28 protein-coding genes and 1 pseudogene are annotated in these 22,926 nt (G+C 62.6%); 11 read left to right on the forward strand and 18 right to left on the reverse strand.

Annotation, left to right across the window (positions count from 1 at the left end):
- Window positions 1-49 precede the first annotated feature (49 nt).
- Window positions 50-499, reverse strand: a complete 450-nt coding sequence (locus RX328_RS28485; RefSeq protein ID WP_213249941.1) for a VOC family protein — start codon at window positions 497-499, stop codon at window positions 50-52.
- On the opposite strand from RX328_RS28485, the gene RX328_RS28490 reads away from it, so the two are divergent.
- On the forward strand, window positions 403-1,035 hold the full coding sequence (locus RX328_RS28490; RefSeq protein ID WP_213249939.1) for a TetR/AcrR family transcriptional regulator: 633 nt from the start codon (window positions 403-405) through the stop codon (window positions 1,033-1,035). The genes RX328_RS28485 and RX328_RS28490 overlap by 97 nt on opposite strands.
- Before the next feature lie 74 nt (window positions 1,036-1,109).
- Here the strand turns inward: RX328_RS28490 and RX328_RS28495 are convergent, their stop codons facing one another.
- Complete coding sequence (locus RX328_RS28495; protein WP_213249937.1) at window positions 1,110-1,814, reverse strand: glutathione S-transferase family protein; 705 nt, start codon at window positions 1,812-1,814, stop codon at window positions 1,110-1,112.
- A gap of 77 nt (window positions 1,815-1,891) precedes the next feature.
- On the opposite strand from RX328_RS28495, the gene RX328_RS28500 reads away from it, so the two are divergent.
- Both RX328_RS28500 and RX328_RS28505 read left to right on the forward strand, forming a co-directional pair.
- Window positions 1,892-2,764 carry an SDR family oxidoreductase gene (locus tag RX328_RS28500; RefSeq protein ID WP_213249936.1) on the forward strand — a complete coding sequence of 291 codons (873 nt, stop codon included), beginning with the start codon at window positions 1,892-1,894 and terminating at the stop codon, window positions 2,762-2,764.
- Between the two features lie 21 nt (window positions 2,765-2,785).
- A complete protein-coding gene (locus tag RX328_RS28505) occupies window positions 2,786-3,421 on the forward strand; it encodes an HAD hydrolase-like protein (RefSeq protein ID WP_213249934.1) in 636 nt (211 codons plus the stop codon).
- A 167-nt stretch (window positions 3,422-3,588) separates the two neighbouring features.
- Here the strand turns inward: RX328_RS28505 and RX328_RS43865 are convergent, their stop codons facing one another.
- The 3 genes from RX328_RS43865 to RX328_RS28515 form a co-directional block, all read right to left on the reverse strand.
- Window positions 3,589-4,086, reverse strand: a complete 498-nt coding sequence (locus RX328_RS43865) for a 2'-5' RNA ligase family protein (protein ID WP_410733918.1) — start codon at window positions 4,084-4,086, stop codon at window positions 3,589-3,591.
- Window positions 4,070-5,785: a dihydroxy-acid dehydratase gene (locus tag RX328_RS28510; protein WP_213249930.1), complete on the reverse strand. Its 1,716-nt coding sequence runs from the start codon at window positions 5,783-5,785 to the stop codon at window positions 4,070-4,072. Before RX328_RS28510 ends, RX328_RS43865 begins: the two co-directional genes overlap by 17 nt.
- Before the next feature lie 69 nt (window positions 5,786-5,854).
- The gene (locus tag RX328_RS28515; protein ID WP_213249928.1) at window positions 5,855-6,205 is read right to left on the reverse strand and encodes a Lin0512 family protein; all 351 of its coding nucleotides are present in this window, start codon (window positions 6,203-6,205) and stop codon (window positions 5,855-5,857) included.
- A 235-nt stretch (window positions 6,206-6,440) separates the two neighbouring features.
- On the opposite strand from RX328_RS28515, the gene RX328_RS28520 reads away from it, so the two are divergent.
- Window positions 6,441-6,944, forward strand: a complete 504-nt coding sequence (locus RX328_RS28520; protein ID WP_249726249.1) for a putative glycolipid-binding domain-containing protein — start codon at window positions 6,441-6,443, stop codon at window positions 6,942-6,944.
- Window positions 6,945-7,010: 66 nt separating this feature from the next.
- On the opposite strand, the gene RX328_RS28525 is transcribed toward RX328_RS28520, so the two are convergent.
- The 5 genes from RX328_RS28525 to RX328_RS28545 form a co-directional block, all read right to left on the reverse strand.
- Entirely contained in the window at window positions 7,011-7,322 is a 312-nt protein-coding gene (locus RX328_RS28525; RefSeq protein WP_213249926.1) for a hypothetical protein, read from the reverse strand.
- On the reverse strand, window positions 7,319-8,068 hold the full coding sequence (locus RX328_RS28530) for a DUF899 domain-containing protein (protein WP_213249924.1): 750 nt from the start codon (window positions 8,066-8,068) through the stop codon (window positions 7,319-7,321). The genes RX328_RS28525 and RX328_RS28530 overlap by 4 nt, the downstream gene beginning before the upstream one ends.
- Window positions 8,069-8,118: 50 nt before the next feature.
- A complete protein-coding gene (locus RX328_RS28535) occupies window positions 8,119-8,652 on the reverse strand; it encodes an SRPBCC family protein (protein WP_213249923.1) in 534 nt (177 codons plus the stop codon).
- A gap of 4 nt (window positions 8,653-8,656) precedes the next feature.
- The gene (locus RX328_RS28540) at window positions 8,657-9,022 is read right to left on the reverse strand and encodes an ArsR/SmtB family transcription factor (RefSeq protein WP_213249921.1); all 366 of its coding nucleotides are present in this window, start codon (window positions 9,020-9,022) and stop codon (window positions 8,657-8,659) included.
- A gap of 98 nt (window positions 9,023-9,120) precedes the next feature.
- Window positions 9,121-10,209 (reverse strand): adenylate/guanylate cyclase domain-containing protein, encoded by a 1,089-nt coding sequence (locus RX328_RS28545; RefSeq protein ID WP_213249919.1) that lies wholly within the window; start codon window positions 10,207-10,209, stop codon window positions 9,121-9,123.
- 104 nt (window positions 10,210-10,313) lie between these two features.
- Between RX328_RS28545 and RX328_RS28550 the strand changes: the two genes are divergently transcribed.
- Window positions 10,314-10,769 (forward strand): SRPBCC family protein, encoded by a 456-nt coding sequence (locus RX328_RS28550; protein WP_213249917.1) that lies wholly within the window; start codon window positions 10,314-10,316, stop codon window positions 10,767-10,769.
- Between the two features lie 49 nt (window positions 10,770-10,818).
- Here the strand turns inward: RX328_RS28550 and RX328_RS28555 are convergent, their stop codons facing one another.
- The 3 genes and pseudogenes from RX328_RS28555 to RX328_RS28565 form a co-directional block, all read right to left on the reverse strand.
- Complete coding sequence (locus tag RX328_RS28555; RefSeq protein WP_213249915.1) at window positions 10,819-11,499, reverse strand: GNAT family N-acetyltransferase; 681 nt, start codon at window positions 11,497-11,499, stop codon at window positions 10,819-10,821.
- Between the two features lie 30 nt (window positions 11,500-11,529).
- Window positions 11,530-12,506: pseudogene (locus RX328_RS28560) on the reverse strand (SDR family oxidoreductase).
- A gap of 57 nt (window positions 12,507-12,563) precedes the next feature.
- The gene (locus RX328_RS28565; protein ID WP_247511641.1) at window positions 12,564-13,088 is read right to left on the reverse strand and encodes a MarR family winged helix-turn-helix transcriptional regulator; all 525 of its coding nucleotides are present in this window, start codon (window positions 13,086-13,088) and stop codon (window positions 12,564-12,566) included.
- A gap of 178 nt (window positions 13,089-13,266) precedes the next feature.
- Between RX328_RS28565 and RX328_RS28570 the strand changes: the two genes are divergently transcribed.
- Window positions 13,267-13,962 (forward strand): VOC family protein, encoded by a 696-nt coding sequence (locus RX328_RS28570; protein ID WP_213249912.1) that lies wholly within the window; start codon window positions 13,267-13,269, stop codon window positions 13,960-13,962.
- Window positions 13,963-14,031: 69 nt separating this feature from the next.
- A complete protein-coding gene (locus tag RX328_RS28575; protein WP_213250076.1) occupies window positions 14,032-14,433 on the forward strand; it encodes a cupin domain-containing protein in 402 nt (133 codons plus the stop codon).
- A gap of 158 nt (window positions 14,434-14,591) precedes the next feature.
- Here the strand turns inward: RX328_RS28575 and RX328_RS28580 are convergent, their stop codons facing one another.
- Window positions 14,592-15,809 carry an MFS transporter gene (locus tag RX328_RS28580; protein WP_213249911.1) on the reverse strand — a complete coding sequence of 406 codons (1,218 nt, stop codon included), beginning with the start codon at window positions 15,807-15,809 and terminating at the stop codon, window positions 14,592-14,594.
- Window positions 15,810-16,082: 273 nt separating this feature from the next.
- On the opposite strand from RX328_RS28580, the gene RX328_RS28585 reads away from it, so the two are divergent.
- Window positions 16,083-17,009 (forward strand): arginase family protein, encoded by a 927-nt coding sequence (locus RX328_RS28585; protein WP_213249910.1) that lies wholly within the window; start codon window positions 16,083-16,085, stop codon window positions 17,007-17,009.
- 59 nt (window positions 17,010-17,068) lie between these two features.
- Here RX328_RS28585 and RX328_RS28590 read toward each other — a convergent pair whose 3' ends face one another.
- The 4 genes from RX328_RS28590 to RX328_RS28605 form a co-directional block, all read right to left on the reverse strand.
- Window positions 17,069-18,517 carry a carotenoid oxygenase family protein gene (locus RX328_RS28590; protein ID WP_213249909.1) on the reverse strand — a complete coding sequence of 483 codons (1,449 nt, stop codon included), beginning with the start codon at window positions 18,515-18,517 and terminating at the stop codon, window positions 17,069-17,071.
- A 114-nt stretch (window positions 18,518-18,631) separates the two neighbouring features.
- Complete coding sequence (locus RX328_RS28595; protein ID WP_249726248.1) at window positions 18,632-18,970, reverse strand: Atu4866 domain-containing protein; 339 nt, start codon at window positions 18,968-18,970, stop codon at window positions 18,632-18,634.
- Window positions 18,971-19,033: 63 nt separating this feature from the next.
- On the reverse strand, window positions 19,034-19,501 hold the full coding sequence (locus RX328_RS28600) for a nuclear transport factor 2 family protein (RefSeq protein ID WP_249726247.1): 468 nt from the start codon (window positions 19,499-19,501) through the stop codon (window positions 19,034-19,036).
- A gap of 78 nt (window positions 19,502-19,579) precedes the next feature.
- Window positions 19,580-20,647, reverse strand: a complete 1,068-nt coding sequence (locus RX328_RS28605; RefSeq protein ID WP_213249905.1) for an aldo/keto reductase — start codon at window positions 20,645-20,647, stop codon at window positions 19,580-19,582.
- A gap of 98 nt (window positions 20,648-20,745) precedes the next feature.
- On the opposite strand from RX328_RS28605, the gene RX328_RS28610 reads away from it, so the two are divergent.
- The 3 genes from RX328_RS28610 (at window position 20,746) to RX328_RS28620 (ending at window position 22,699) form a co-directional block, all read left to right on the forward strand.
- A complete protein-coding gene (locus RX328_RS28610) occupies window positions 20,746-21,657 on the forward strand; it encodes a LysR family transcriptional regulator (protein WP_213249903.1) in 912 nt (303 codons plus the stop codon).
- Window positions 21,658-21,785: 128 nt separating this feature from the next.
- Window positions 21,786-22,220 (forward strand): antitoxin Xre/MbcA/ParS toxin-binding domain-containing protein, encoded by a 435-nt coding sequence (locus tag RX328_RS28615; protein WP_213249901.1) that lies wholly within the window; start codon window positions 21,786-21,788, stop codon window positions 22,218-22,220.
- 2 nt (window positions 22,221-22,222) lie between these two features.
- Window positions 22,223-22,699, forward strand: a complete 477-nt coding sequence (locus RX328_RS28620; RefSeq protein ID WP_213249899.1) for an RES family NAD+ phosphorylase — start codon at window positions 22,223-22,225, stop codon at window positions 22,697-22,699.
- Window positions 22,700-22,926 lie beyond the last annotated feature (227 nt).

Consider the following 22,926-nt stretch of genomic DNA (forward strand, 5'->3'; position numbering starts at 1 on the left):
TCGGTCGCCTATTGTAGGGTGTCGCCAGATTCTTTGCATCCGGAGCGGCTCAGTTCCTGGCATAAGATTCCAGGTACTCGGCGGATGGTGGAATCGGCGTGATGACATCGATCAATACGCCGTTGGGGTCTTCAGTGATGAAGTGCCGCTGACCGAAGGGCTCATCGCGGAGCGGAAGCAGGATGGGCAGCCCGGCCGCACGAAGCTTGCCGTAGACCTCATCGACGTCTTGAACTTCAAAATTGATCAGAACACCGCGCGTGGTGCCGCGCGCTTTCGCGGGGATCGTGTCGTGATCGCCCGCCAGGATCGCCAAGGCAACGTTCTCTTGCACCTTCGACCGCAGATGCACGTACCAGTCCGCCTCGAACGCCGGCTCGAAATCAAAGTGCGCTCGATAGAATGCAGAGGTCGCAGCGACGTTGTCGAAAAGGACGCAGGAGCAACATCGACCGCAGCGCGACCACCCGCGGGAGGGTGCTTGAAGCGGCCAAAACACTTTTTATCGCAAAGGGATATGCCGCCACCGGGACCCCCGAGATTGCCGCGCAAGCGGGAGTGACCCGGGGTGCGGTCTACCATCATTTCGAGGATAAAAGGGCCCTCTATCTCGCCTTGGTCGAGGCTGAGTCCGCCGCTGTTGCCGCCGAGATCGAGGACGCTGCTTCGGCGGCGGACGCTCCGATGCAGATGCTCCATACGGGCGCTTCAGCGTACTTGCGCGCGATGCAGAAGGAAGGACGAACACGCCTGATCCTGATCGAGGCGCCCGCCGTTCTGGGTTTTGAAACCGTGGATGCCATCGACGCCAAACATAGCCGCCGAACTTTGTTGGAGGGCCTGGAAGCTGTGATCCGCCCCTCGCCCGAAACCTCGCTCATCGGCGTGGTCAATATCCTCTCTGCGGCCTTCGACCGGGCGGCTATCGCCATCGCTGCAGGCGGCAACTTTTCCGACTACGACATGGCGTTGAAGCAACTGATGGATGGCCTTGTCGCCGAGAGGTCGACCTCGTCCAGCCATCTGTCCGCGTGAACGAGGCATCTCACTCGCGGCCGAACGATGTTAACCGGCCGCTTGTGGAAAGTGCGCCGGGAAGCATCCAGTGCTCACGGCCGCTTCGGAATCTCCAACCCGCGCTGCACCGCGGGTCGTGCCAGGCCGCGATCAAGCCAGGCCGATACGCTCTTGAAGCCGTCGAACGCGACGAGTTCGCGCGCACCATAAAAGCCGATCAGGTTGCGCACCCAGCCGAGCATGGAAATGTCGGCGATGGTGTACTCGCCGTCCATGATCCACTGCCGCCCCGCAAGCCGCGCCTCCATGACGTCCAGCAGGCGTTTCGACTCGGCGACATAGCGCTCGAGCGGCCGCTTGTCGGCATACTCCTTGCCCGCAAATTTGTAGAAAAAGCCGACCTGCCCGAACATTGGTCCGATTCCGCCCATCTGGAAATGCACCCACTGGATGGTCTGGTATCGCCGCGCCGGATCGGCTGGCAGAAGCTTGCCGGTCTTCTCCGCGAGATATTCCAGGATCGCGCCAGACTCGAACAGCGGCAGCGGTTTTCCTCCCGGCCCATTGGGATCGAGAATTGCGGGAATCTTGCCGTTCGGGTTCAGCGACAGGAATTCCGGCGTCTTCTGGTCGTCCTTGTTGAAGTCGACCAGATGCACCTCGTAGGGCAAGCCAATCTCTTCGAGCATGATCGAAACCTTTACGCCGTTTGGCGTCGGCAGCGAATAGAGCTGAAGGCGGTCGGGATGTTTGGCGGGCCAGCGCTTGGTGATCGGGAAGGCGGAAAGATCGGGCATCAAAACTCGTTTTGCATGGTTATTGTTGCGCGGCTAATGTACGGCCAATGCCGCACATAACAAGGTCCGGGCCGTTCATGACCGATCAACCGTCTCCGGCGAAGTTCGGCCTCACTGATGAGGAGCTTGCAGCTCACCCGACCATGTTCGCGGCCGATGCGCTGAACGATCAGGTCGTCGTCGTAACGGGCGGCGCCGGCGGCATCGGGCGGGCGATCGCCTGGCTGTTCGCGCGGCTGGGCGCGCATGTCGCCGTGGTCGGGCGCGACGGCGGCAAGCTCGACGCGCTCGTCGCCCAACTGACGGGCCGCGGCCTCAAGGCATCCGCGCGTGTCGCCGACATCAGGGAGCCCGATGCGGTCAACGCCCTGTTCGACACGATCTGGGCCGCGCAAGGCCGCGTCGACTGCCTGATCAACAGCGCCGGCGGGCAATTTCCCCAAGCTGCGATCGATTTCTCCGTGAAAGGCTGGAACGCCGTTATCAACACCAATCTGAACGGCACCTGGTACATGATGCAGGCCGCCGCGCAGCGCTGGCGCGACCAGAAGCATCCCGGCAGCATCGTCAACATCGTGGTCGTGACGACGCATGGCCTCTACGGCATCGCGCACACGATTGCTGCACGGAGCGGCGTCATCGGGCTGTCGCGCGCCGTCGCAGTCGAATGGGCGCCGCTGAACATCCGAGTCAATTGCGTGGCGCCCGGCGCGATCGAAACCGAAGGCTGGAACGTCTATTCGCCGGAGGCCCGCGCTGCCTACCCGCGCTCGAATCCGATGATGCGCACAGGCTCGCCCTGGGACGTCGCCGAAGCCACTGTCTTTCTCGCTGGTCCTTCAGCCAAATTCGTCACCGGCGAAACGCTGACCGTCGACGGCGGCGGTCAGCTCTGGGGCGAAACTTGGACCACCGGCAAGCCCGCCTATTTCAGCGGCGGCGACAAGTGATACGCTGAAAGCTGGGCTCGCATGACACGCTATCGCCTTGCGATCTTCGACTTCGACGGCACGCTTGCCGACACGATCGACTGGTTTCGCGCCTCCTTTCATGACGCGATCGCACGCTTCGATCTCAAACCGGTCACGCCGGAGGAACTAGAAGGAATGCGCGGGCTGTCCGCGCGGGAAATCATGGAGCGTCTTGGCGTGTCCATGTGGCAGCTTCCAGCCATCGTGAACGACATGCGAAAGCGCAAGCTCGCCGCGGCGAGTGAGACGTCGCTGTTTGCCGGCATTCCGGAGATGCTGACCGACCTTCAGCGTTTCGGTATCAAGACCGCGATCGTCAGCTCCGACGGCGAGGCCTCCGTCCGGCAAGTGCTCGGTCCCGCCACCGCCCTGATTGCCCGGTTCGACTGCGGCGCCGCGGTATTCGGCAAGCATTGGAAATTTCGACGGGTCGCCCGAATACTCGAAACGAAGCCGGCGCACACGATCTGCATCGGCGACGAGATCTGCGACATCGAAGCCGCGAAGGCGGCCGGTATGGATTCGGGCGCGGTAGCGTGGGGCTATGCCATCCCCGCCGCGCTGCAAGCGGCAGGACCAACGTATTTGTTCAACTCGATCGAGGAGATCACGCAGAGCCTTGCTGCAGCGAAATAATGCCGCTGGAGCTTTTGCTGTATTTCACTGCCGGTGGCTATTATGCGCATAAGCACCATCGCGCGAGATGCCGATGGCCCCTCTGGCTGTACACGAGCACGAACTCCGTCACAGTCCAGACAACCGGTTCGATCGGATACTCGTCCACGCTGCGCGCGTCAGCAACGTTACGTGAAATTCGTGTTGGCGAGCCGCCTTAATCCTCTGCGCGCCATCGCGACACCAAGCATTTGCCGAAATGACTGTAACCGGCACAATCCCTTCTCGCCAATCAGGACAAACGGACGATTGCCCGGCCGCCCGCGGAAACTTGCCGTTCGATCGAACGATACCTCGAACGGTTCGGTTCGCAATTCCGTGGCCGCTTCGCGGGCGGCGCAAAGCTGGCGGTCCGGCAACCCACCCAGCGAAAATAGCGAAACGTGCAGCCGGTCTGGCGCAATGAGCTTGCCGTTCAGACAATGGGCGCGCTTGAGCACGCCCGCCAGCCGGTGAATTCGCTCTGCTGTGCCCGCGTCAGGAAGAGCCGCGAGGAACAATCGGCCACTACTAAAGCTTGCAAACTCGTCCATGCTAGCGCAACACAAATCATGAACGCGAAATTGTGACAAGGCCCGAATACAACTCGTTCGGCAGGTTCCCGCAGCCTCACAGCACGCAGCCATGGTGCGCCGACGACACCAGCCGGATGTACTTGTCGTGCACCGATCCCGGTCGCACAGCGGCCGCCGGCGCGCGCCAGCCGGCCATGCGGCGGGCGATCTCTTCCGCTGACACTTCGAGATTCACGGAGCGGGCGGCTGGGTCGATGACAATGGTGTCGCCGTCGCGCACCCCGGCGATCGGCCCGCCACGCGCGGCTTCGGGCGAGACGTGGCCGATCAGGATGCCGTGCGAGACGCCGGAAAAGCGGCCGTCAGTGATCAGCGCGACGTCCTCACCGAGACCCTGTCCTTGCAACTGAATGGTCAGCATTACCATTTCCGGCATACCGGGACCGCCCACCGGACCGACATTGCGCACGACGATGACGTTGCCCGGCACGATCTCGCCGGCGCGGATCGCGGCCATCGTATCGGCCTCGGACTCGAATACGCGCGCGGTGCCGCGAAATTGCCCCTTCTCGAGGGTCTTGCCCGATAATTTGAGCAGGCAGCTCTCCGGTGCGAGATTGCCCTTCAAGACGCTGATGTGATTGTTCGCCGGCGCGATCGGTTTAGACACCGGAAAAACGATCTCCTGCGGCGGCATCTGCTCGAGCGTCAGCACATCGGCGAGATTTTCCGCCAGCGGCTTGCCGGTTACCGTCATAACATCGCCATGCAAAAGGCCCGCGCGCAGCAGCTCCTTCATGACCACAGGCACGCCTCCGATCGCATGAAGGCTGCCCATCGCGAAGGGGCCGTGCGGCTGCAAATTGGCGAGCAGCGGCACGCGCTCGCCGACTTGCTGGATGCGTTCGATCGTGATCGGCACCTGGGCCTCGCGCGCGACCGCGAGCAGATGCAGATACATGTTGGTCGAGCCGCCCATCGCATAGACGGTCGTGATCGCATTCTCGAACGCGCGCTCGGTCATGATGTCGCGTGGCCGGATGCCGGCTTGCATCAGCCGGTACAGGGCCTCGACCGAGGCGCGGGCCTGGGCGCGGACATCGGCGTGAATATCGCTGCCGGCATTGTAGTCGGCGGGATGCGAGGCGCCGCGCGGCAGCATCATGCCAATTGATTCTGCGATCGTGCTCATGGTGTTGGCCGTGAACATCGCGCCACAGGTGCCGCTGCCGGGCATCACGTTGCGCTCGACTTCCAACAGCTCATCGGCGGACAAGCGGCCGGACTCGTTGGCGGCGCGCGCCTCGGCGTAATCCATGATCGTCAGATTGTTACCCTTGCTCGCCCATGCCCCGAAGGAGACGCTGCCCGGCGTGCTGGTGCCGGGATAGAGCACGAGGCCGAAAGCATTCGTCCGCGCCAGCGGCATCAGCGCGGCGGCTCCCGTCTTGTCGCAACCAGAGATCACGATCATGGCGTCGCCGTGGTGCGCGTAATGACCGATCTCAAAACAGTCGGCGACGACATCGCGCGATGCGAGGCTATAGCCCGCCGTCGGCGTGCCCTGTGTCAGCGCATCCGATACCGCCGGAGCCCCGACGATCAACCCCTGCCCGCCGCGCTCGGCAAGGATTTCGACCAGGAGATCGGTAATGGCGCGCACGCGGTTGTTGCAGCGATGGGCGTTGGTATAAGCGCTGGCGATGGTCACCACCGCACTGGTCTCCGCAGCGCGGTCCGGATCAAATCCGGCGGCGCGCAACTCGACACGCGACCGCTTCCAATAGGTGCTGCTGTCCTGCGTCGTCATCGGGTGCTCCAGGTCTTCTGATTGATCGCACGGACGTTGGCGTCCGGCCTGATTGGCACTGAAACGAATTTAGCCCGTCTTGCCGTCGTCAAAACTGACAATCACGGCAGCGTTGGCGATGATGATGGAGTCGCTTCCGCTCTCGGCAGGAACTTCCAGCCCACCCTTCACCGCCGTCACGTTCACCGTCCCGTACGGCAGTTCCTTGGCAACGGCTGCCGTATCGACCCCGCTCGGGTCCGGCACCGCGACGGTAACCTCCACGAACATGTCGTTGGCGGTCTTTCCCAGCATCCGGAAGAAGCCGAGACTGGAGTGGCGGATGGCGTCCGAGACGGCGCGCTTGGCGGCTTTGGTCGCATCGCATCCGTGAACGTCGACGCCCATGCCCATTTCGGTGATACAGCGAACGCGCGCCATGGCATTTCCTATCTTATTTTCGTTCAAGTGAGAGACATATCAGCCGTCGACGATTCACGCGAGCGACAGGCGAGGCAAGATTAATCTGAATGCAGCCCGCGCCAATAGGTGCGTGCAGGAACCGATATCGGCTAAAATCGTTTTCGGTCTGGGTTCAATTCGAGGATCAATCTTGCAAGGCGACTCCGAGATTCTATTCTGGCGCCGAACGGACGTCGTCGGACTGGAGCGATTGATGCTCCATATTTCCGCTGACGCGGTCTTGGCAGAGTCGACCGTGATCTGCGTGGAGGACGGCGGCTTTCGCCTCGACCACCGATGGAGACTGACGCCTGACTGGCGAGCTCAATCGCTGGACGTAGACCGGTGGGGCCCGGCCGGCCACATTCACCTCACTCTTGAGCGGATGGATGGCGGGTGGCGCGTTAACGGCCAACAACGTCCCGATCTCGACGGTGCGGAAGAGCCCGACCTTTCGGTCACCCCCTTCTGCAACACCTTCCCTATCCGCCGGATACCTGCCGGAGCCCGACAGAGTCGCATACTCGATACCTGCTTCGTGGACGGTGCGGCCATGACGATACAGCGCTCCCGTCAACGATACGACCGTCTCGGTCCCGATCGGGTGCGTTACGTGGATCTCGGGGTCTCGGCAGGCTTTGAGGCGGAGCTCGAGGTGGATAATCGGGGTCTGGTGCTTCGATATCAGCACCTTTTCGAACGCGCGACGCCTATCTGAAGAAGGTGTTGCGATAAATCGCTGACCAAAAGCCGTCCTGCCGAACTGACTAATCAGCGAACTGCCTCATGGGGTCGAACGCCTGATCCGGTCGCGCCGCCCTGCTCGGCGGCCCGAGATCAGCTTCAGCCAGGGCGCCGAATGGAAGGCGCTCATCAGCAAGTACATCGGCACCATGCCGCCCACCGGAGATGCGTTTGCAGCCGAGCAAAGCGGATCCAGCGGGCCACCGCCAACCACAGCGGTAAGCAGCGCCATGATTGCGAAGGTCGGCGCGGCCGCAAGCGATAGCCATCTGACTATGCCGGCCGCGGCCGCGGTGCCCTCGTCATCACAGCTCGCCGCGTCGGGCGCGTTGCTGTGACGGGCCTTGGTCATGACTTCCCATTTGCGCTCTGCTTCCGGAACGCGGCCTCTCCGGCGTCCGACACCTCGACCCACCTCTTGTCGGGCGCGGCGCCTTCGACGTAGCTGTCGTGCCAATTCCACCACTTGTAGGTCGGCGTCTGAGGATATCCCTCGGGCGAGTCCTCCCAGACCTCCTGGCGGCCGAGCGGCGTGATGTCGAGGTAATTCCAGGTGCCTCCCATCTGCTCGTCGCCGCGGTTGTTGATGAAGTAGGTGCGGTAGATCTTGTTGCCGTCGCGGAAGAACACGTTAGTGCCGTGCCATTCGCCGACATCGAAATCGGCATCGAAGCTGTCCGTGATGGTGTACCAGGGGATCAGCTCCCATCCCATTCGCTTCTTCAGGCGCGCGATATCCGCCTGCGGCGCGCGCGAGGCGAACACGAGTGTAGTATCGCGCGCGTTGAGATGGGCGGGATGAGCGATCTGGTCGGCCACCATTGAGCAGCCGCGGCAGGCATGGTCGGGCCAGCCGAACACGCCGGGCTCGAAGAAGGCGCGGTAGAGGATCAACTGATGACGGCCTTCAAACAAGTCGAGCAAGCTCGCCTGGCCGTTGGGCCCCTCGAACCTGTACTCCTTCTCCACGGGCAGCCACGGCATCCGACGACGCTCGGCGGCGAGCGCGTCACGGGAGCGGGTCAAGACCTTTTCCTTCACGAGCAATTGCTGGCGGGCTGCTTCCCATTCCTGTGCCGAAACGGTGTTAATCTGCATGGCTAACCTCCTATTTGTCGCGATACTTGTTGCTTGAATGACTTGCAGCGTCAGGCCGGCAGACGCGCGTCGTATTCCTTCATGAGGCCGCTCCAGCCATCCCAGAACGGCGCCGGCTCCTCTCCGCTCGCACGGGCGACCAGAACATCGAGATGCATGTGCCAACCGGCCATGTGCTTGAGCAGCGTGGCGCGGTCGGGGAAGCGCCGATGGATGATCGTGAGCAGCACGCCCTTGCCTTTGGGCTCCAGTTCGAACGTGACGTCACCGGTACTGTTCCAGGTGATCGACAATTTTCGGGGTGGATCGAACTCGGTAATCCGGCTCTGCATGCGATGCTCGCCGCCAAAGCCGGCCGGGGCCTTGCCGGGCGGATCCGTCAATTCGTCGTTGCGCCAGACGAGCTCGAAGGGCGCGCCGAGCTTCGTGTCCATGTCGCCTGCCGCCAGCCATTTGCGGCGCAACTCGCTGTCGGTGAGATAGGCCCAGATGCGCTCGATCGGGCCGGGCAGCAGCCGCTGGATTTTCAGCGTCGTGGGCTCGGGCAGGCTGCCGTACGCGTCGGGCTTTGTCGTTGAATTCATTGCTCTACTCCGTCACCGATTTTGATTTGGGTTTTGCTTTCGCCCTGTCCTCTTCGCGCAGCAGAGCTTCCAGCCTGTCGAGCTTTGCGGTCCAGAAACGCTCGTAACGCTTCAGCCATGCATCGGCTTCCGCGAGCCGCGCCGCCTCGAGGCGGCAGAGATGGGAGCGACCGCGGATCGTGCGTTTGACGAGACCAGCGTTCTCCAGCACCCGCACGTGTTTCGAGGCGCCGGCGAAGCTCATGCGAAACGGCGTCGCCAATTCCCCGATTGTCAGTTCCCGTTCCGCCAGACGACCAAGCATGGCCCGCCGCGTTGGATCCGCGAGGGCGTGAAAAACGGCGTCGAGACGGGCATTACGTTCAACCATGTGGTTTAACATAGTCGCGCGGCGCTAATTGTCAACCAATCGGTTTAACGTTTTCGTGATGAGAGAATGAGGGTTTGAGCTGCTATAACGCAGTAAAACTAGCCGTCCGGTACGGTGTACACGGCGCAGGGAGACGCAATGCCGCGCAGCGTACGCGTTCCCAGCGGGATCAGTTTTGTGGTGGTTTCTGCGGCGAGTGCGCTTGATATCAGCACCGTTCGGCCAAGCGGCCGACAAAGCCCTTCCAGCCGGCTCACCAGATTGACCGCGGGGCCGATCGCCGTGAAATCCAGCCGGTCGGCCGCACCGACATTGCCCCACAGAATTTCACCGAGATGCAATGCCACGCCGAACGACAGCGGCGGCAGCCCCTGCTCTCTCCGTGCGTCGCCGAGATGCGCCATTCCGGCCTGCGCGGAAGCGATGGCCCGGAGCGCAGCGTCGCAGGCATCGCGGGGAGATGGGCCGGTGACCGGAAAGATCGCCAGCACGCCGTCGCCGATGAATTTCAACACCTCGCCGCCGAAGGCATGGACAGCGCCGGCAATGCAATCGAACCAAGCGCCGAGCGCGGCAATCACCGCCGCGGGGGGCTCGGCCTCGGACAGTGCCGTGAAGCCGCGTAGATCGGCAAACAGCAGCGCGGCCCGGATCGTCTCGCCGACCTCACGCCGCAGCGGGCCCGTCAGCACGCGCGCGGCGCTCCGCTTGCCGAGATAAGCTTCGAGCGCAGCGGTCACGGTCGCGCGCGCCGAAAGCGCGGCGAGCGGCGCTGCAGCGAAGCGGGCGGCATCGCGCAGGCGATCAGACTCCGGTTGCGTGAACGGCTGCGGTCCGATCCAGCCGAGCATCGGCCCGTCCGATCCCGGGCTCACTTTATCTTCATGCACCGCTCCGCCGGCGAGCCCGGCCAACCAGCTCCGGCCGGCGTCGCCGGACAAATCCCCCGCCGCGCCGAATCCCGCCGGCGCAAATCCCACGGCCTCGATCACCGCCCCATTTTCCGCCCGCCATAGCCAGGTCCGGCGGGCGACGATCGGATGCGGCACGGCGAGCGTCAGCGCGCCGCCGGCGAGCGGCACGCCGTCCTCGATCAGGCGCGTGCCGAGTTCGGCGAGGAACCGGTCGGCGCCCGGTGAAGCGCTGGCTGCGTCTACCAGCCATGTCAGCGTCGGACTCAGTTGCATGGATCGATCATGCGGCAGCGACGTTGCATTGTCACCCACGGCACTTACCTTAGGCACTCGCTGGTTGCATCAGCGCGCCCTGCCAATGACCCACGAGGCTTTCGATGACTGAATCGTTTGTGCTCCAGCGCGAGACCCACATCGCCGCACCCCGCGCCAGCGTGTTCGCCTTCCTGACGGACCCTGAGAAGATCGTGCAATGGATGGGCAGCGAGGCAGTGACGGAGATGCATCCGGGTGGCATGTACCTCCTGAAAGGCGTCGGCAGCGCCACGGCGCGCGGCGCATTCCGCGAAGTCATACCGGTTCACCGCCTCGCTTATAGCTTTGGCTGGGAAGGCAACGAGGAAGTGCCGCCGGGATCGGGCCTGATCGAGATCGATCTGATCGAACGGGACGGCGGCACGCTGCTGCGCATGACCCATAGCGGCCTGCCCACCGAGGCAACCCGCGACAGCCATTCCAAGGGCTGGGCGCACTATCTCGATAGACTAACCAAGGTAGCCGTCGGCCAGGACCCCGGACCGGACCGAGGACCGAGTGGCACACGCAACGCGTAAGGATGGTGTCGGTCAAGCCGTGCATCGCTGGACGATCAGTCCTGCTTTTTCAACACCGTACGTGAAGACGGCGCCGGATTTCCATCCCCTGCCGCCGGTAGAGCGCAATGGCTGAGTGATTGTCAGTGAAGACGTGCAGGAACGGAATTTCGCCGCGCGATACGATCTGGCGGGAGATGGCGGATAGCAGCATTCGCCCGTAACCGCGGCCGCGGTGGGATGGATGCACGCACACCGCGGTGATCTCGGTGTAGCCGGCTGGCTTCATCCGCTCGCCGATCATGGCGGCAAGCTGGCCGTCGATGCGGATGCCGAGAAAGGTGCCGAGCTCATGGGTCCGCGCGTTGAACGGTCCCGGCTTGGTGAGCGCGGTCAATTCGATCATGTCGGGCACGTCGTTGACACCGAGGGTGACGATATCGACGCCGTGCGCTGGTGTTTCAACCTGCGTTCCAACAATCATCTGCTCGCCGGTGTCCGCCAGCGCGATTCTGAATTCGGCAGGCGGGTTCACGGGATCCGGCGTGAACAGCACGGCGATGTCCTGCGGCGACATCAGCCCGGCGAGCGCAGCAAAGCTTTCAGCCGACGCGTCCGCTATCGCTGCGAAGGGCGTGATCTCAGTCGGATAGCGCCGCGCGCGGTCATCGCCTTCAGCCAACGCCCGCTGCGTGGTCGTGAGCGCCGTCCAGATCGGATAATCGAGGGGGTGGTCAGGTCGAACGGACATCGGCTGCCCTCATTCACTCAATTGCATGCGCTACCGGTAATCGCCGAGGTCTGCGATCTTGCCACCTTCCCTCACTTCAGCAGTGTAGCGCCAAATGTCGGGCTGTGAGCCGTCTAGATCTGTAAAGCCATAGTGGCGGGCGAGCTCGCCGGAGCTGACTGATTTCTGATTCCATTTGTTGCGAGCCGGATCGGCGGCGAGTGCAGCCACGGCGCGGCCGATGTAACGCGGCGACTCCGACAGCGCGAAATCGGGCGGCGCCTGGTGCCTGCCGCCTCCCCGCTCCGCCAGCGCCTCGCGCCAGTTCGTTTCGGTGACGCCGAAATTCTCCAGCATCATCTCGGAGCGCAGCCAACCAGGCGTGATCGCAACCGCGGTGGGCCCGCGCGGTGCGAGTTCGTGACCTTGCGAGTAGGCGAGGCGGTTCACGCTCTGCTTGACGAGGTCGTAAAACACCGAGATCCGGTAATGCTGCGCGTTGTAGTCGGCGGTGCCGTCGGTGACTTCGACAAGCAGGCCGCCTCCTTTCGCGATCAGCAGCGGCAACAGATAATGCGAGGTCACCAGATGCGTCTCGATGCCGAGCCGCAGAATCCGCAATCCCTTTTGCAGATCGAGCTTCCAGATCGGCGTATTCCATTCGCCGGGCCCGCCCTTCAGCCGTTCGGCGCCCCAGATGTCGTTCACCAGCACGTCGATGTGGCCATGCTCGGCGCGGATACGCTCGGCCAGCGCCGCGACCTGCAAGGTTCGAGATGATCAACGGCGAAGGCTACGCCTTTGCCGCCGAGGCTGGTCACGAGTTCGGCCGTCTCCTCGATCGTCTCCGGCCGGTTATAATCGGATCGCGTTGGAGCATCGGCGCGAGCGCTGCTGCGTCCCGTGCAGACCACCGTCGCTCCCGCCTCTCCCAGCGCGGCGGCAATGCCACGGCCGGCGCCGCGCGTCGCGCCCGCCACCACGGCGATACGTCCGGCAAGCGCGCCTTCACGTGAGACCACGCTCATCCTCCCCTCACCTTCACGCGCCGCTGCAGTCCGATCGCATCGAAGCGCCTGCGCGCATCATTCCGTTTTCTCTGCCGTCGCCTTGATCAGATTGTCGCGGAGCGTGACGACGTTTTCCTGCAGCCGCGCGAACTCGTCGGGCTTCAGTCCGGTAGAGGCCACGAGATTCATGTGCATGCCCTTCTCGCGCAGCCGGCGGCCAGCCTCGGTCAGGCTGATGCGCACCTGCCGCTCGTCCGCGGGATCGCGCTGGCGGCGCAGATAGCCCATCTGCTCCAGCTTTTTCAGGATCGGCGTCAGCGTGTTGGATTCCAGGAACATCTTCTCGCCAAGCTCGCTCACGGTCTGGCCGTCCTGCTCCCACAATGCCACGATCGCGATCCATTGCGGGTACGTCAGGCCGAGTTCGTCGAGGCCCTTTTTGTAGGCCCGCCCGAAGGCAAGGTTGGCCGAGTAGATCGCAAAACACAGGAAATCGCCAAGCCGCCGCTCGCCTGCGGCTGGCTTCGGCTTCTGACTGGCCTTTGAATTGTCTCTCGAATTGTCCCTGGAACCGGTCCGGAGCCCGTCACTCAGTTTCATGGAAGTCGTCCTTTCCGACACGAACATGTGAAGTCTCGCATCCATATATATCGTGTCCGATTAAATCGGAAGGCTTGACACTCCCCCTGAGAGCACCTTATGTAGCGCACACGATCATATCGTACACGATACAAATGGCGGGAAGCATTCTCGCCACCCCAACATCAAGGAGAGAACTATGTCAGACCTCAAGGAACGCACCAGTACCACCTCTGCTGAAACCAAGGCCGCGCCTGCGGTCGACCTGAAGCTCGAAGTCATCGTCATCCCCGTTTCCGACGTCGACCGCGCCAAGCAGTTTTACGCAAAACTCGGCTGGCGGCTCGACGCCGATTTCGCTGGCCCCGACGATTACCGCGTGATCCAGTTCACGCCGCCCGGCTCCAACGCTTCGGTTATCTTCGGCAAGAACGTCACCCCTGCCGCGCCCGGCTCAGCACAGGGTCTTTATCTGATCGTCTCGGACATCGAGGCCGCCCGCAACGAGTTGCTCGGCCGCGGTGTTGCGATCAGTGAAGCGTTTCACGCCAGCGGTAACGTGCATGTCGGTTCGGATGAGCCCTATCTGTTCGGGCGGGTCCGGCTGAGCGGCCCGGATCCGGAACGCGGCAGCTATCGCTCCTATGCCTCGTTCAGCGACCCCGACGGCAATGGCTGGCTACTGCAGGAAGTCACCGCGCGATTGCCCGGGCGCGTCGATGCTAACGCGACGGCTTTCAATTCGTCGGCTGATCTCGCGAGCGCACTGCGCCGTGCGGCGGCTGCCCATGGCGAGTACGAGAAGCGCAATGGCGGCCAGCACGATGAGAACTGGCCGGACTGGTACGCCGAATACATCGTCCGCGAGCAGGCGGGCCAACAGCAGGCGGCATGAGCAGGCTTTGCGATCGTTGCACGCAAGTTCGATGAAATTCCCAAAACCAAGGAGATCAACATGACTAGGATGAATAAGGTGCAACTCATGGCGATGGCGGCGATTGTTGCCGGAGCCGTTCTGACACCGTTTGCCGCGCCGGCGCAGCAGGCGGGGGTCACGCGCACCGATCTGCAGCGGCATGATCTCAGCGCATTCGGGCGCGAGGCCATTCAGGTCCGCGTCGACCTCGCCCCCGGCGTGGCGTTCGGCAAGCACACGCATCCCGGCGAAGAGATCATCTATGTCCTCGAGGGTCAGCTCGAATATCAGCTCGGGGACAAACCGCCGGTTACACTCAAGGCCGGCGACGTTCTGTTCATTCCAGCCGGCACACCCCATTCGGCCAGGAATCCCGGCAACGTCACCGGCAGCGAACTCGCCACCTACATCGTCGAAAAAGGCAAGCCGCTTCTCACATTGCTGAAGTGACGTGCACGACCTGCTATGCCCGATCGTCTGTCGGACATCGCACGCTTATCAGCCCAGTAGATGGGTGGAGCGAAGCGATATCCATTTCGTCTTGCGCCATAATCGATGGGTATCGCTTCGCTCCACCCATCCTACGCGCTGATCAACCCGGCGACGTCTCACGCCGGCACCGGCGTGGGCACGGGCCGCGCCGCCGGCATCGGCCGGAACGTCATCATGATCAGGAATGCGCCGAGCCCCATGATCCACGAGCCGATATAGAGCCAGGCGTAGCTGGCAAACGTGTCGTAGATCAAACCGCCGGCCAAGGGTCCCGTCGCCATGCCGAGGCTGCCGGCCATCGCGGTGCCACCGATCACGGTGCCCATCATGCGCAGCGGAAAGTTTTCGCGCACGAGAACAGCATAGAGCGGCATGGTGCCGGCGTAGAGGAAGCCGAATAGCGCGGCGACCGCATAGAACGCGGCGAGATCGCGCACGAAGACGTAACCGAGTGCGCCGAATGCCTGCGCCAGCAAACCAAAGACGAGCACGCGCTTGGCGCCAAAGCGATCGCCGAGCAGGCCGAAGGCGATGCGGCCGCCCATCCCCGCGAGGCCCTCGATGCTGTAGATGGTGACGGCGGCAATCATCGGGATGCCACAACTGATGGCGTAGCTCACGGTATGGATGATCGGGCCCGAATGCGTGGCGCAGCAGAAGAAATTCGTCAGCAACAGAATGACGAATTGCGGCGAGCGCAGCGCCTGCGCCAGCGTCATCTCCGGTTCTGCCAGCCCGCTTGATGGCATGGACGCCGCGCTCTCGAGCGCCGGCGCGCGGCGTACCAGCAGCGAAACCGGAATCATGATCGCGGCAACGACGAGCGCCACGATCTGCATCGAGGTGCGCCAATCATGATTCGAGACCAGCCAGGCTGCGAGCGGTGACATCGTCATCGGCGCCATGCCCATGCCGGCCGAAACCAGCGAAACCGCAAGGCTGCGATGGGTATCGAACCAGCTGGTCACGCAAGCCATCATCGGCGCGAAGATCGCAGCCGTGGCACCGCCGACCATTAGCCCGAAAATGAATTGAAATACGACGAGCGAGGTCGCAAGGCTTGCCAGCCCCAGGCTTGCCCCGAGTACGACCGAGCCGGTCAGCACCACCGGCAGCGGCCCCAGCCGGTCGGACAAGGTGCCCCAGACCATGCTGGTGAAGGCCATCGCGAGGAAACCGATCGTCATCGCACTGGATACGCCGGTTACCGACCAGCCGGTATCCCGCGCGATTGGCTGCAAAAACACCGGCAGCGAAAACATGCCGCCGATCGCGACACAGCCAAGCAGGCCTCCGGCCGCGACAATCACCCAGCGATAATGCGAATTGGTCATTTCTGATCTCCTGACAGCCTCTTCGGCTGGAAGACGAACGGGACGGGTCTCAGCCGACAGGACGCGGGCCGCCCCAGCTCACTTTTTTGCGAGCGAGGCAGATCGTTCCGCGGGGTGCATCTGGGCTTCCTATCTTATCGCTTACCCGCGAGCGCCCTGCGGAACATGATGGACGTTTGTCAGTTCAACGGGTGATTTCTTGCGACAAGGATAGGCTCTCCAATTATCTGTGACGGAGCTACGTTTAAGCTCAAAACGTCCGGAGAAGGCACCGTGCGAGCTACGAGCAACCGCCTAACCGTTATCGGAGCGCCGACGAGCGCCGGGGCATATGCCCCTGGCCAGGAGAAAGCACCCGAAGCATTTCGACGCCATGGATTGATTCCCGCCTTGGAGCGGGTCGGATGGCAAGTGCGTGATATGGGCGACATTTCCTATTTTCGTTGGCGTCCGGACCCCGGCAATCCGACTTCAATGAACCTGGGAGCCGTGCGTGAAGCCGCGGGAGCCGTCTCCCGGCACGTCGCGCGCGCTATGGTGGATGGCGAGGCGGCGCTCGTCCTTGGCGGTGACTGCACCGTCGAGCTAGGAGTCGTTGCCGGCACGCTGACCGACGATGCTTCAGTTGGATTGATCTATATCGATGGTGACGCAGATCTCAACGTGCCAGAAACCGCCGAAGGTTCACTTGACTGGACTGGCATCGCCCACATGCTTGACCTGCCCGGCGCGCTTCCTGACCTGAGCGGTCTTGCGTCGAGACGGCCAATGCTTAGTCCGTCCGAGGTGTTGCTATTCGGCGCTCATGAGGTCACAGCGCCCGAGTCAAGAACGATCGCCATCAATGACATTAGACACATTGTCCTGGCGGAGATCAAAGCAGACCCGGTGGCTGCAGCCGAACAGGCAAGGGCCTGGGGACGCCGGTTTGATCGCCTGCTCGTTCATATCGACATTGATGTGCTTGCGTTCACATCGTTTCCGATTGCCGAGAACGTCCGCTACGGAGCGCGCGGTACCGGTCTCGAGTTGGAGGAGCTTGGTAAAATACTTGATGTCCTCCTGGCTGCACCGAACTGGCGCGGACTCACGATAGCCGAGTTGAATCCAGATCACGCACCTGATGAGACCGCCGCATTTGGCAGCCTCATTGCTATGCTGACGCAGGCACTCGCACCCGTTGCAGCCGCCGATAGGTAGGAACTGGGCGGTCGGACTACGTGCCAGGCCGCCGCGTGCACCCCGAGCCCCTAAGCTTCTCAGCGGTGAGCATTTCGCAATATCAATCCACCATTGCCGGTTGGGAAGAAATTGCCGTGGAAGCCAAAAGGAATTTGGTGGGGGCACTCCGCTCGAGCGATCTCGGTCATGCGAGTTGCATCGAGAACGAGGAGAAATGACCTGTCGTTCCGCCCGTCCAGAACAACCGAAAGCAACACACCCTCAGCTTCGTTGCCAGCGTCCGGGGCAGCGACGAACACCGGCTCTCCCGGATAGCATCCGGGCTCTGCCCACACAGTGCACTCACCCGTCTCAACGTCGATCCGGACAAGGCTGTCGAGAAAATTCCCCGGCTGTCGATTTCCCGTGCCCCAGACCACACGGTAGGACTCTCCCGCGACCCTGCCATAGTCGATCCGCGGCAGTTCGATGGCGGTGGTGGTGATCTGATGTTTCCGCGCCGCGCGATCTGCGGTGCCGAGCGGAACAACATAGCGAGAGAGAGACCCCACCGCGTCGACCGGCTTGCCGGCGCGCAGACGCGAGAGGTAGAGCTGATCGATGATACCCGGATCGGGGTAAGTGACGAGGTCGAGCACGAGTTCGCCGCCTCGCTCATAGGCATTGACATGATGAAAGGCGAAGGCCGCTTCAGCTTCCGCTGTTGCGATCCGTCGGCCACTGTCCTTCTCGACGACCTGGAAGCGCAGCCCGCGCTCCGGTTGCCACCGATAGTTTCTGATGAACGGCTCGCCGCTCAGGAGCAACCGCAGCGGGCTGACCACCAGCGGAAACTCCGCCAGGACGAGATAGCGCTCCGTCATCGCGAAACTGTGCATGTACGCGGGCCGATCCGCCGGCAATTCGGCGATCGTGGTTTCAGCGCCGTCCTCATCCGCCACGCGAAACAGCCGGTACCGACTTCGCCGGCCGAATTCCACCACATAACTGAACTGACAGCGGCGGGTTGCGTCATGGTGCGGATGAGCAATCGAGATCTGGCCGCCGAGCTGCTTGCCGTATTCATAATGCCCCAGTGTTTGGAGAGTTTCGGAATCGAATCGCACCGGCAGGGTTGTTTCCGTGAGCGCCACCAGCGATCCACCAAGAGCGTTGACGCTGACATTGCAATTGTCGGTCGGCTTATCGAGAAATCTGGAGAGCACTCTGCCGAACAGCGTCCGACAGGGGTCGCTTGCGAACTCGCCGCGGCTCAAGCGGCCGGATCGTCGCTGTTCCCGATAGTTCGCCGAACGGATGAACCGGTTCGCATACGAGACTTTGCCGTCGACGAAGGCAAACCGGTGCAGCATAGCGAGGCCGTCGAACCAGTGGTTCACGGTTTGCCTGCCGAGGTCGAATTTGGCCGGCGCTGTGCGGAGCAGCGCGCCAGATAGCCATCTCGGTACGGTGCCGATGACGGGAAGGCTCTCGACCGCAACCTCGCGGTCGAGATCAGCAAAGCCTTTGGCAAACATGGCGGTCATGGCGATATCCGGGTCCACCGGCTAACGCACAGGCGCGCGATTTGGTCCCGCGCTCAACCAATCGCTGCCGAGAAAGATTTAGGGCTGCGGCGACTCCAATCGAGGCAAGTGATACTACTGGCGGCGAAAGATCATCCCACCATGATGGAGCGTATCCTTGTCGACGAACCTGCCGTCGGCGGTAAAGCCGGTGTCGTCCCAGTAGTCGATGTGGTCGCCCTTGATCTCGTAGCGGCCTTGGTAGGCGCTCTTGCGCGTGCCGCGGGCTTCGTCGTAGCGGCCGTTTGGAAGAAGCTCGTGGCGAATGTGGCCGCCATCGGTCACCCACATGCCAATATAGGGATGCTGCGTCATTGTTTTCTCCATGGATTGCTGTTCGGGTTTACTGGCTGGGGCGGCCTCGCCGGAAGCGACAGCCGCCCATGGTCCGCGGACAAAAATCAATCCCAGCATCAGCGCACCTGCGATGGCCGGACGACAGCTCATCTATTTTCCTCCAAATGATCGGCCGACGTCTTACTGCTGAGGCGCGAGAATGCGCCGCAGGACATCCTCGTACGGCACGAGGTCGAGATAGGCCGTCACCTCCGTCGCCTTTCCGTCGTGCATGCGGAAGATCCAGGCATAGCTGTTGCTGTAGCCCCTGCCGTCGCGGGCGATCCCGCTCCCCTCCCAGTGAGCGATCACATGATCGCCATCGGCAAAGACCCGCACGGCTGTTGGACGCACGGGCGTGGACAATCTCGCCGCGAATGGACGGACGGCTCGCTCCAGAAAGGCCTCACGTCCCTCGAACTCCCCGGCCCCTGGACTCGATCCTTTGATCCTCCAGACGACATTCTCGGCGAGCACCTCGTTGAAGAAGGACGTTCCACCCGCCGCCCAGCGATGAAAGGCTTCGGTGACCACGCGCTTGTTGTCATCTTGCGCCGTACTCATCTGACCACAGGGAGCAGCCGTGGTCAGGCTGGAAGCGGTGAACATTGCGGCGCATAGGCACCATGCGGATGCGCGAGTTGCCAAGGCTCTCATGAATTTCTCCTTTGCTGCTGCAATTCCTTCTTAACTTCGATCCCGCAGGGCGACGGATGCCCCACCGAAGATGAGCTGCCGAACCATGGGACGGCCGACGAAGCGGATGGGAAAAATCGGGTCGGACGCGCTGGCCTGATTGAGCCGATCGAGGTGGTCAGGCGACAGCGCGATCCCGAGGGCACCGAGATTGTCCTCTGCCTGGGCAAATGTGCGCGCACCCATGACAGGCGACGTAACGGCGGGGTTCGCAAGCGTCCAGGCGATCGCCACCTGAGACGGGCTCGCGCCGACTTCCTCGGCCACAGCGCGGACCACATCGGCGATTTCAATGGACCGCTCATTGAGGTGGCCGGACGACGCAATGACACCCTTGCGCGTCGGTGAGATGCTTGCGTCGCGCGAGTCCGCGATATCCGACCGCGCGTACTTGCCGGTCAATACGCCGCCGCCGAGCGGCGACCAGGGCAGCACGCCCATGCCGAGCGCTTCTGCCATCGGAATGAGCTCGTGCTCGACCGTGCGCTCGACCAGGCTGTATTCGATCTGCAGCGCCACGAAAGCTGACCAGCCGCGGAGATCGGCGATTGTTTGCATCTGGGAAATGCGCCAGGCCGGCGTATTGCAGATGCCGACGTAGTGGATCTTGCCTGATCGCACCAGATCGTCGAGCCCCCGCATCACCTCATCGCACTGCGTGGTCATGTCCCAGCCGTGCAGGTAGAGCAAGTCGATACGGTCGGTGTTGAGTTGCCGCAGGCTCTGCTCCACCGATCGCAGCATATTGAGCCGGTGGTTGCCTCCCGAGTTGGGGTTGCCCGGTTCGCGCGCCATGGTGAATTTGGTCGCGAGCACGATACGGTCGCGCTTGTCCTTGATGAACTCGCCGACGATGCGCTCGGAGGCGCCGTCGGTGTAGTTCACGGCGGTATCGACGAAGTTGCCACCGCGATCGACGTAAAGATCGAAGATCCGACGTGCCTCGCCCGCGTCGGCGCCCCAGCCCCAGTCCGAACCAAAGGTCATCGTGCCGAGCGCGATCGGGGATACCCGCAGTCCGGACCGTCCGAGCAGACGGTAATGATCCAGAGACGTCATTGTCGGTGCCTCCAACTTCTGTCGGGACGCACATACGACGCCGCTATAGGTGAAACAATTTGCTCAATCGTGACTAGCTTGGTAAATTTGGCTAACCAATGACGGCAGACCTGAACCTCGTTTCGGTGTTCCTGACGGTCGCTGAAGCGAAAAGCTTTCGCGGCGCGGCCGAGCGGCTGGGCGTGACCCGCTCGGCGGTGAGCCAGGCAATCCGGCGAATGGAAGACCGGATGGGCGTGGCGCTCGTGCAGCGGACAACGCGCAGCGTCAGCCTCACCGAGGCCGGCGTGCGACTGCACCAGCGCGTCGCGCCAGCCATTGCGGAAATCGAACTCGCGCTCGACACCGCGCAGGATCGCGACGCCAAGCCGACAGGACAGCTACGGCTCGCGGTTTCCTCGATCGCCGAGCGCTTCATCTGCGGGCCGCTGCTTGCGGGTTTTACGCACGCTTATCCGGCCGTACAGATCGACATCACCGTCACCGACGAGGAGTTCGATATCGTCGCCGAGGGCTACGATGCCGGCGTTCGCCTTGGCGAAGTGATCGAAAGGGACATGATCGCCGTGCCGGTTTCGGGCGACCAGCGCCAGATGGTCGTCGCTGCACCGTCGTATCTGACGCGCTTTGGCGCGCCCACGCACCCGACCGAGCTTGCGCAGCACTGTTGCATCGGCTGGCGTCCGGCGCCTGACGTCGCGCCCTATCGTTGGGAGTTCGAAGAAGACGGCCGCGAGTTCGACGTCGCCGTCAATCCCAGGATCACGACCAATGATATGTGGGTCATGGTGCGGACCGCTTGCGCCGGCGGCGGCCTGACGTTCGGCATGGAGGAGACGTTCAGGCCCTACATCGAGCGCGGCGAACTGGTGCCGCTGCTGGAGCAGTATTGCCCACCCTTTCAGGGCTTTTTTCTCTATTTCGCGGACCGAAGAAATCTGCCGCCAAAACTACGCGCGCTGATCGACTACGTGCGATATCGGCCTGCTTCAGGTGGTCGAAAGAGATAGGCCTGGGGCGCAATAGCTGAGCCCGTTGTTGGCGAAATGCGCTGCACTCTTGGCGCGACTCGCCTGTGCGCGACTTGACTAAGTCTCATCTGAGGCATACTTTTGTCTCATCTGAATTGGAGATTTCCGTGAGCCATCAAGCCGCGATCCTGGCCGGTCTGCTCGGAGTCAAGCCGAAGAACACAGAGACGACGCTTACCCTCGCCCGTTCCGTAGAGAAGGGTCTGCCGGTATCGGCGTTGGACAAATTCGCCGGCCGCGTATCCCCGCAGGACGTCCGTGACTTCACCTATCGTGTGGTGCCGAAGCCGACGCTGGAACGGCGCCGCAAGGAAAAGCAGCATCTGACGACCGAAGAGAGCGACCGGCTGGCGCGTGTCGCAAAAGTGTTCGCCTTCGGCCTCGAAGTGTTTCGCGACGAGGCCAAGGTGCGCGATTTTCTCAACCGGCGGCATCCGATGCTTGAAGGCAAGACCCCGCTTGAACTGGCCTTGGCAACCGGCCCGGGGGCGGACGCTGTCGTCAACCTGCTGGGGCGTACAGCCTATAGCGGCGGCGTCTAGGCGTGCCGAAGAGTGATCGTGTCCTGACATGCTATCGCATCGGGGACCCGGACGGCGCCTACCCCGTGTACGATGCCGAGGGATCGCGCCTCTACCCGGGCCGGTGGAATACGCACACCAGCCCGATGATCTACGCGTCCGAGCACTATTCCACTGCCATGCTCGAGAAGCTGGTGCATGCCAATCTGGTGATGCCCGCCAACCAGCACTTCATCGAGATCACGATACCGAACGGCGTCTCATATGAGATATTCCAGACCGCTGCGCATCCCGGCTGGGATTCACGCAACGAAACCATCTGCAAGAGCTTCGGCCAGAAATGGTGCGAGGGGAAGCGTTCGGCGCTCCTGATCGTCCCCTCGATCCCGGCGCGGCTGGAGCGCAATTTTCTGATCAACCCGGCCCATCCCGATGCCAGGAACATCACGCACACCCTCCCCGAGCCAGTGTGGTGGGACGAACGGCTTTATGGGCGGTAATTGGAAGGGCTGCCTTCGCCGAGCGATACGGCCTTTCCACCTACGACGCGATGACTGCAGCCTCGGCGCTTCACGCCGGATGCGATACGCTCTGGTCTGAGGACTTGCAGCACGGCATGGCGGGCTTGCGTATCGTCAATCCGTTTCGCGGGGCTTAGCGCAGCGCAAAAGCGCCGGCCATACCGCGATAGCGGAATACCCCTGCGCTCGTTTCATCAATGGAACGA

It is taken from the genome of Bradyrhizobium sp. sBnM-33 (assembly GCF_032917945.1).
GTDB lineage: Bacteria > Pseudomonadota > Alphaproteobacteria > Rhizobiales > Xanthobacteraceae > Bradyrhizobium.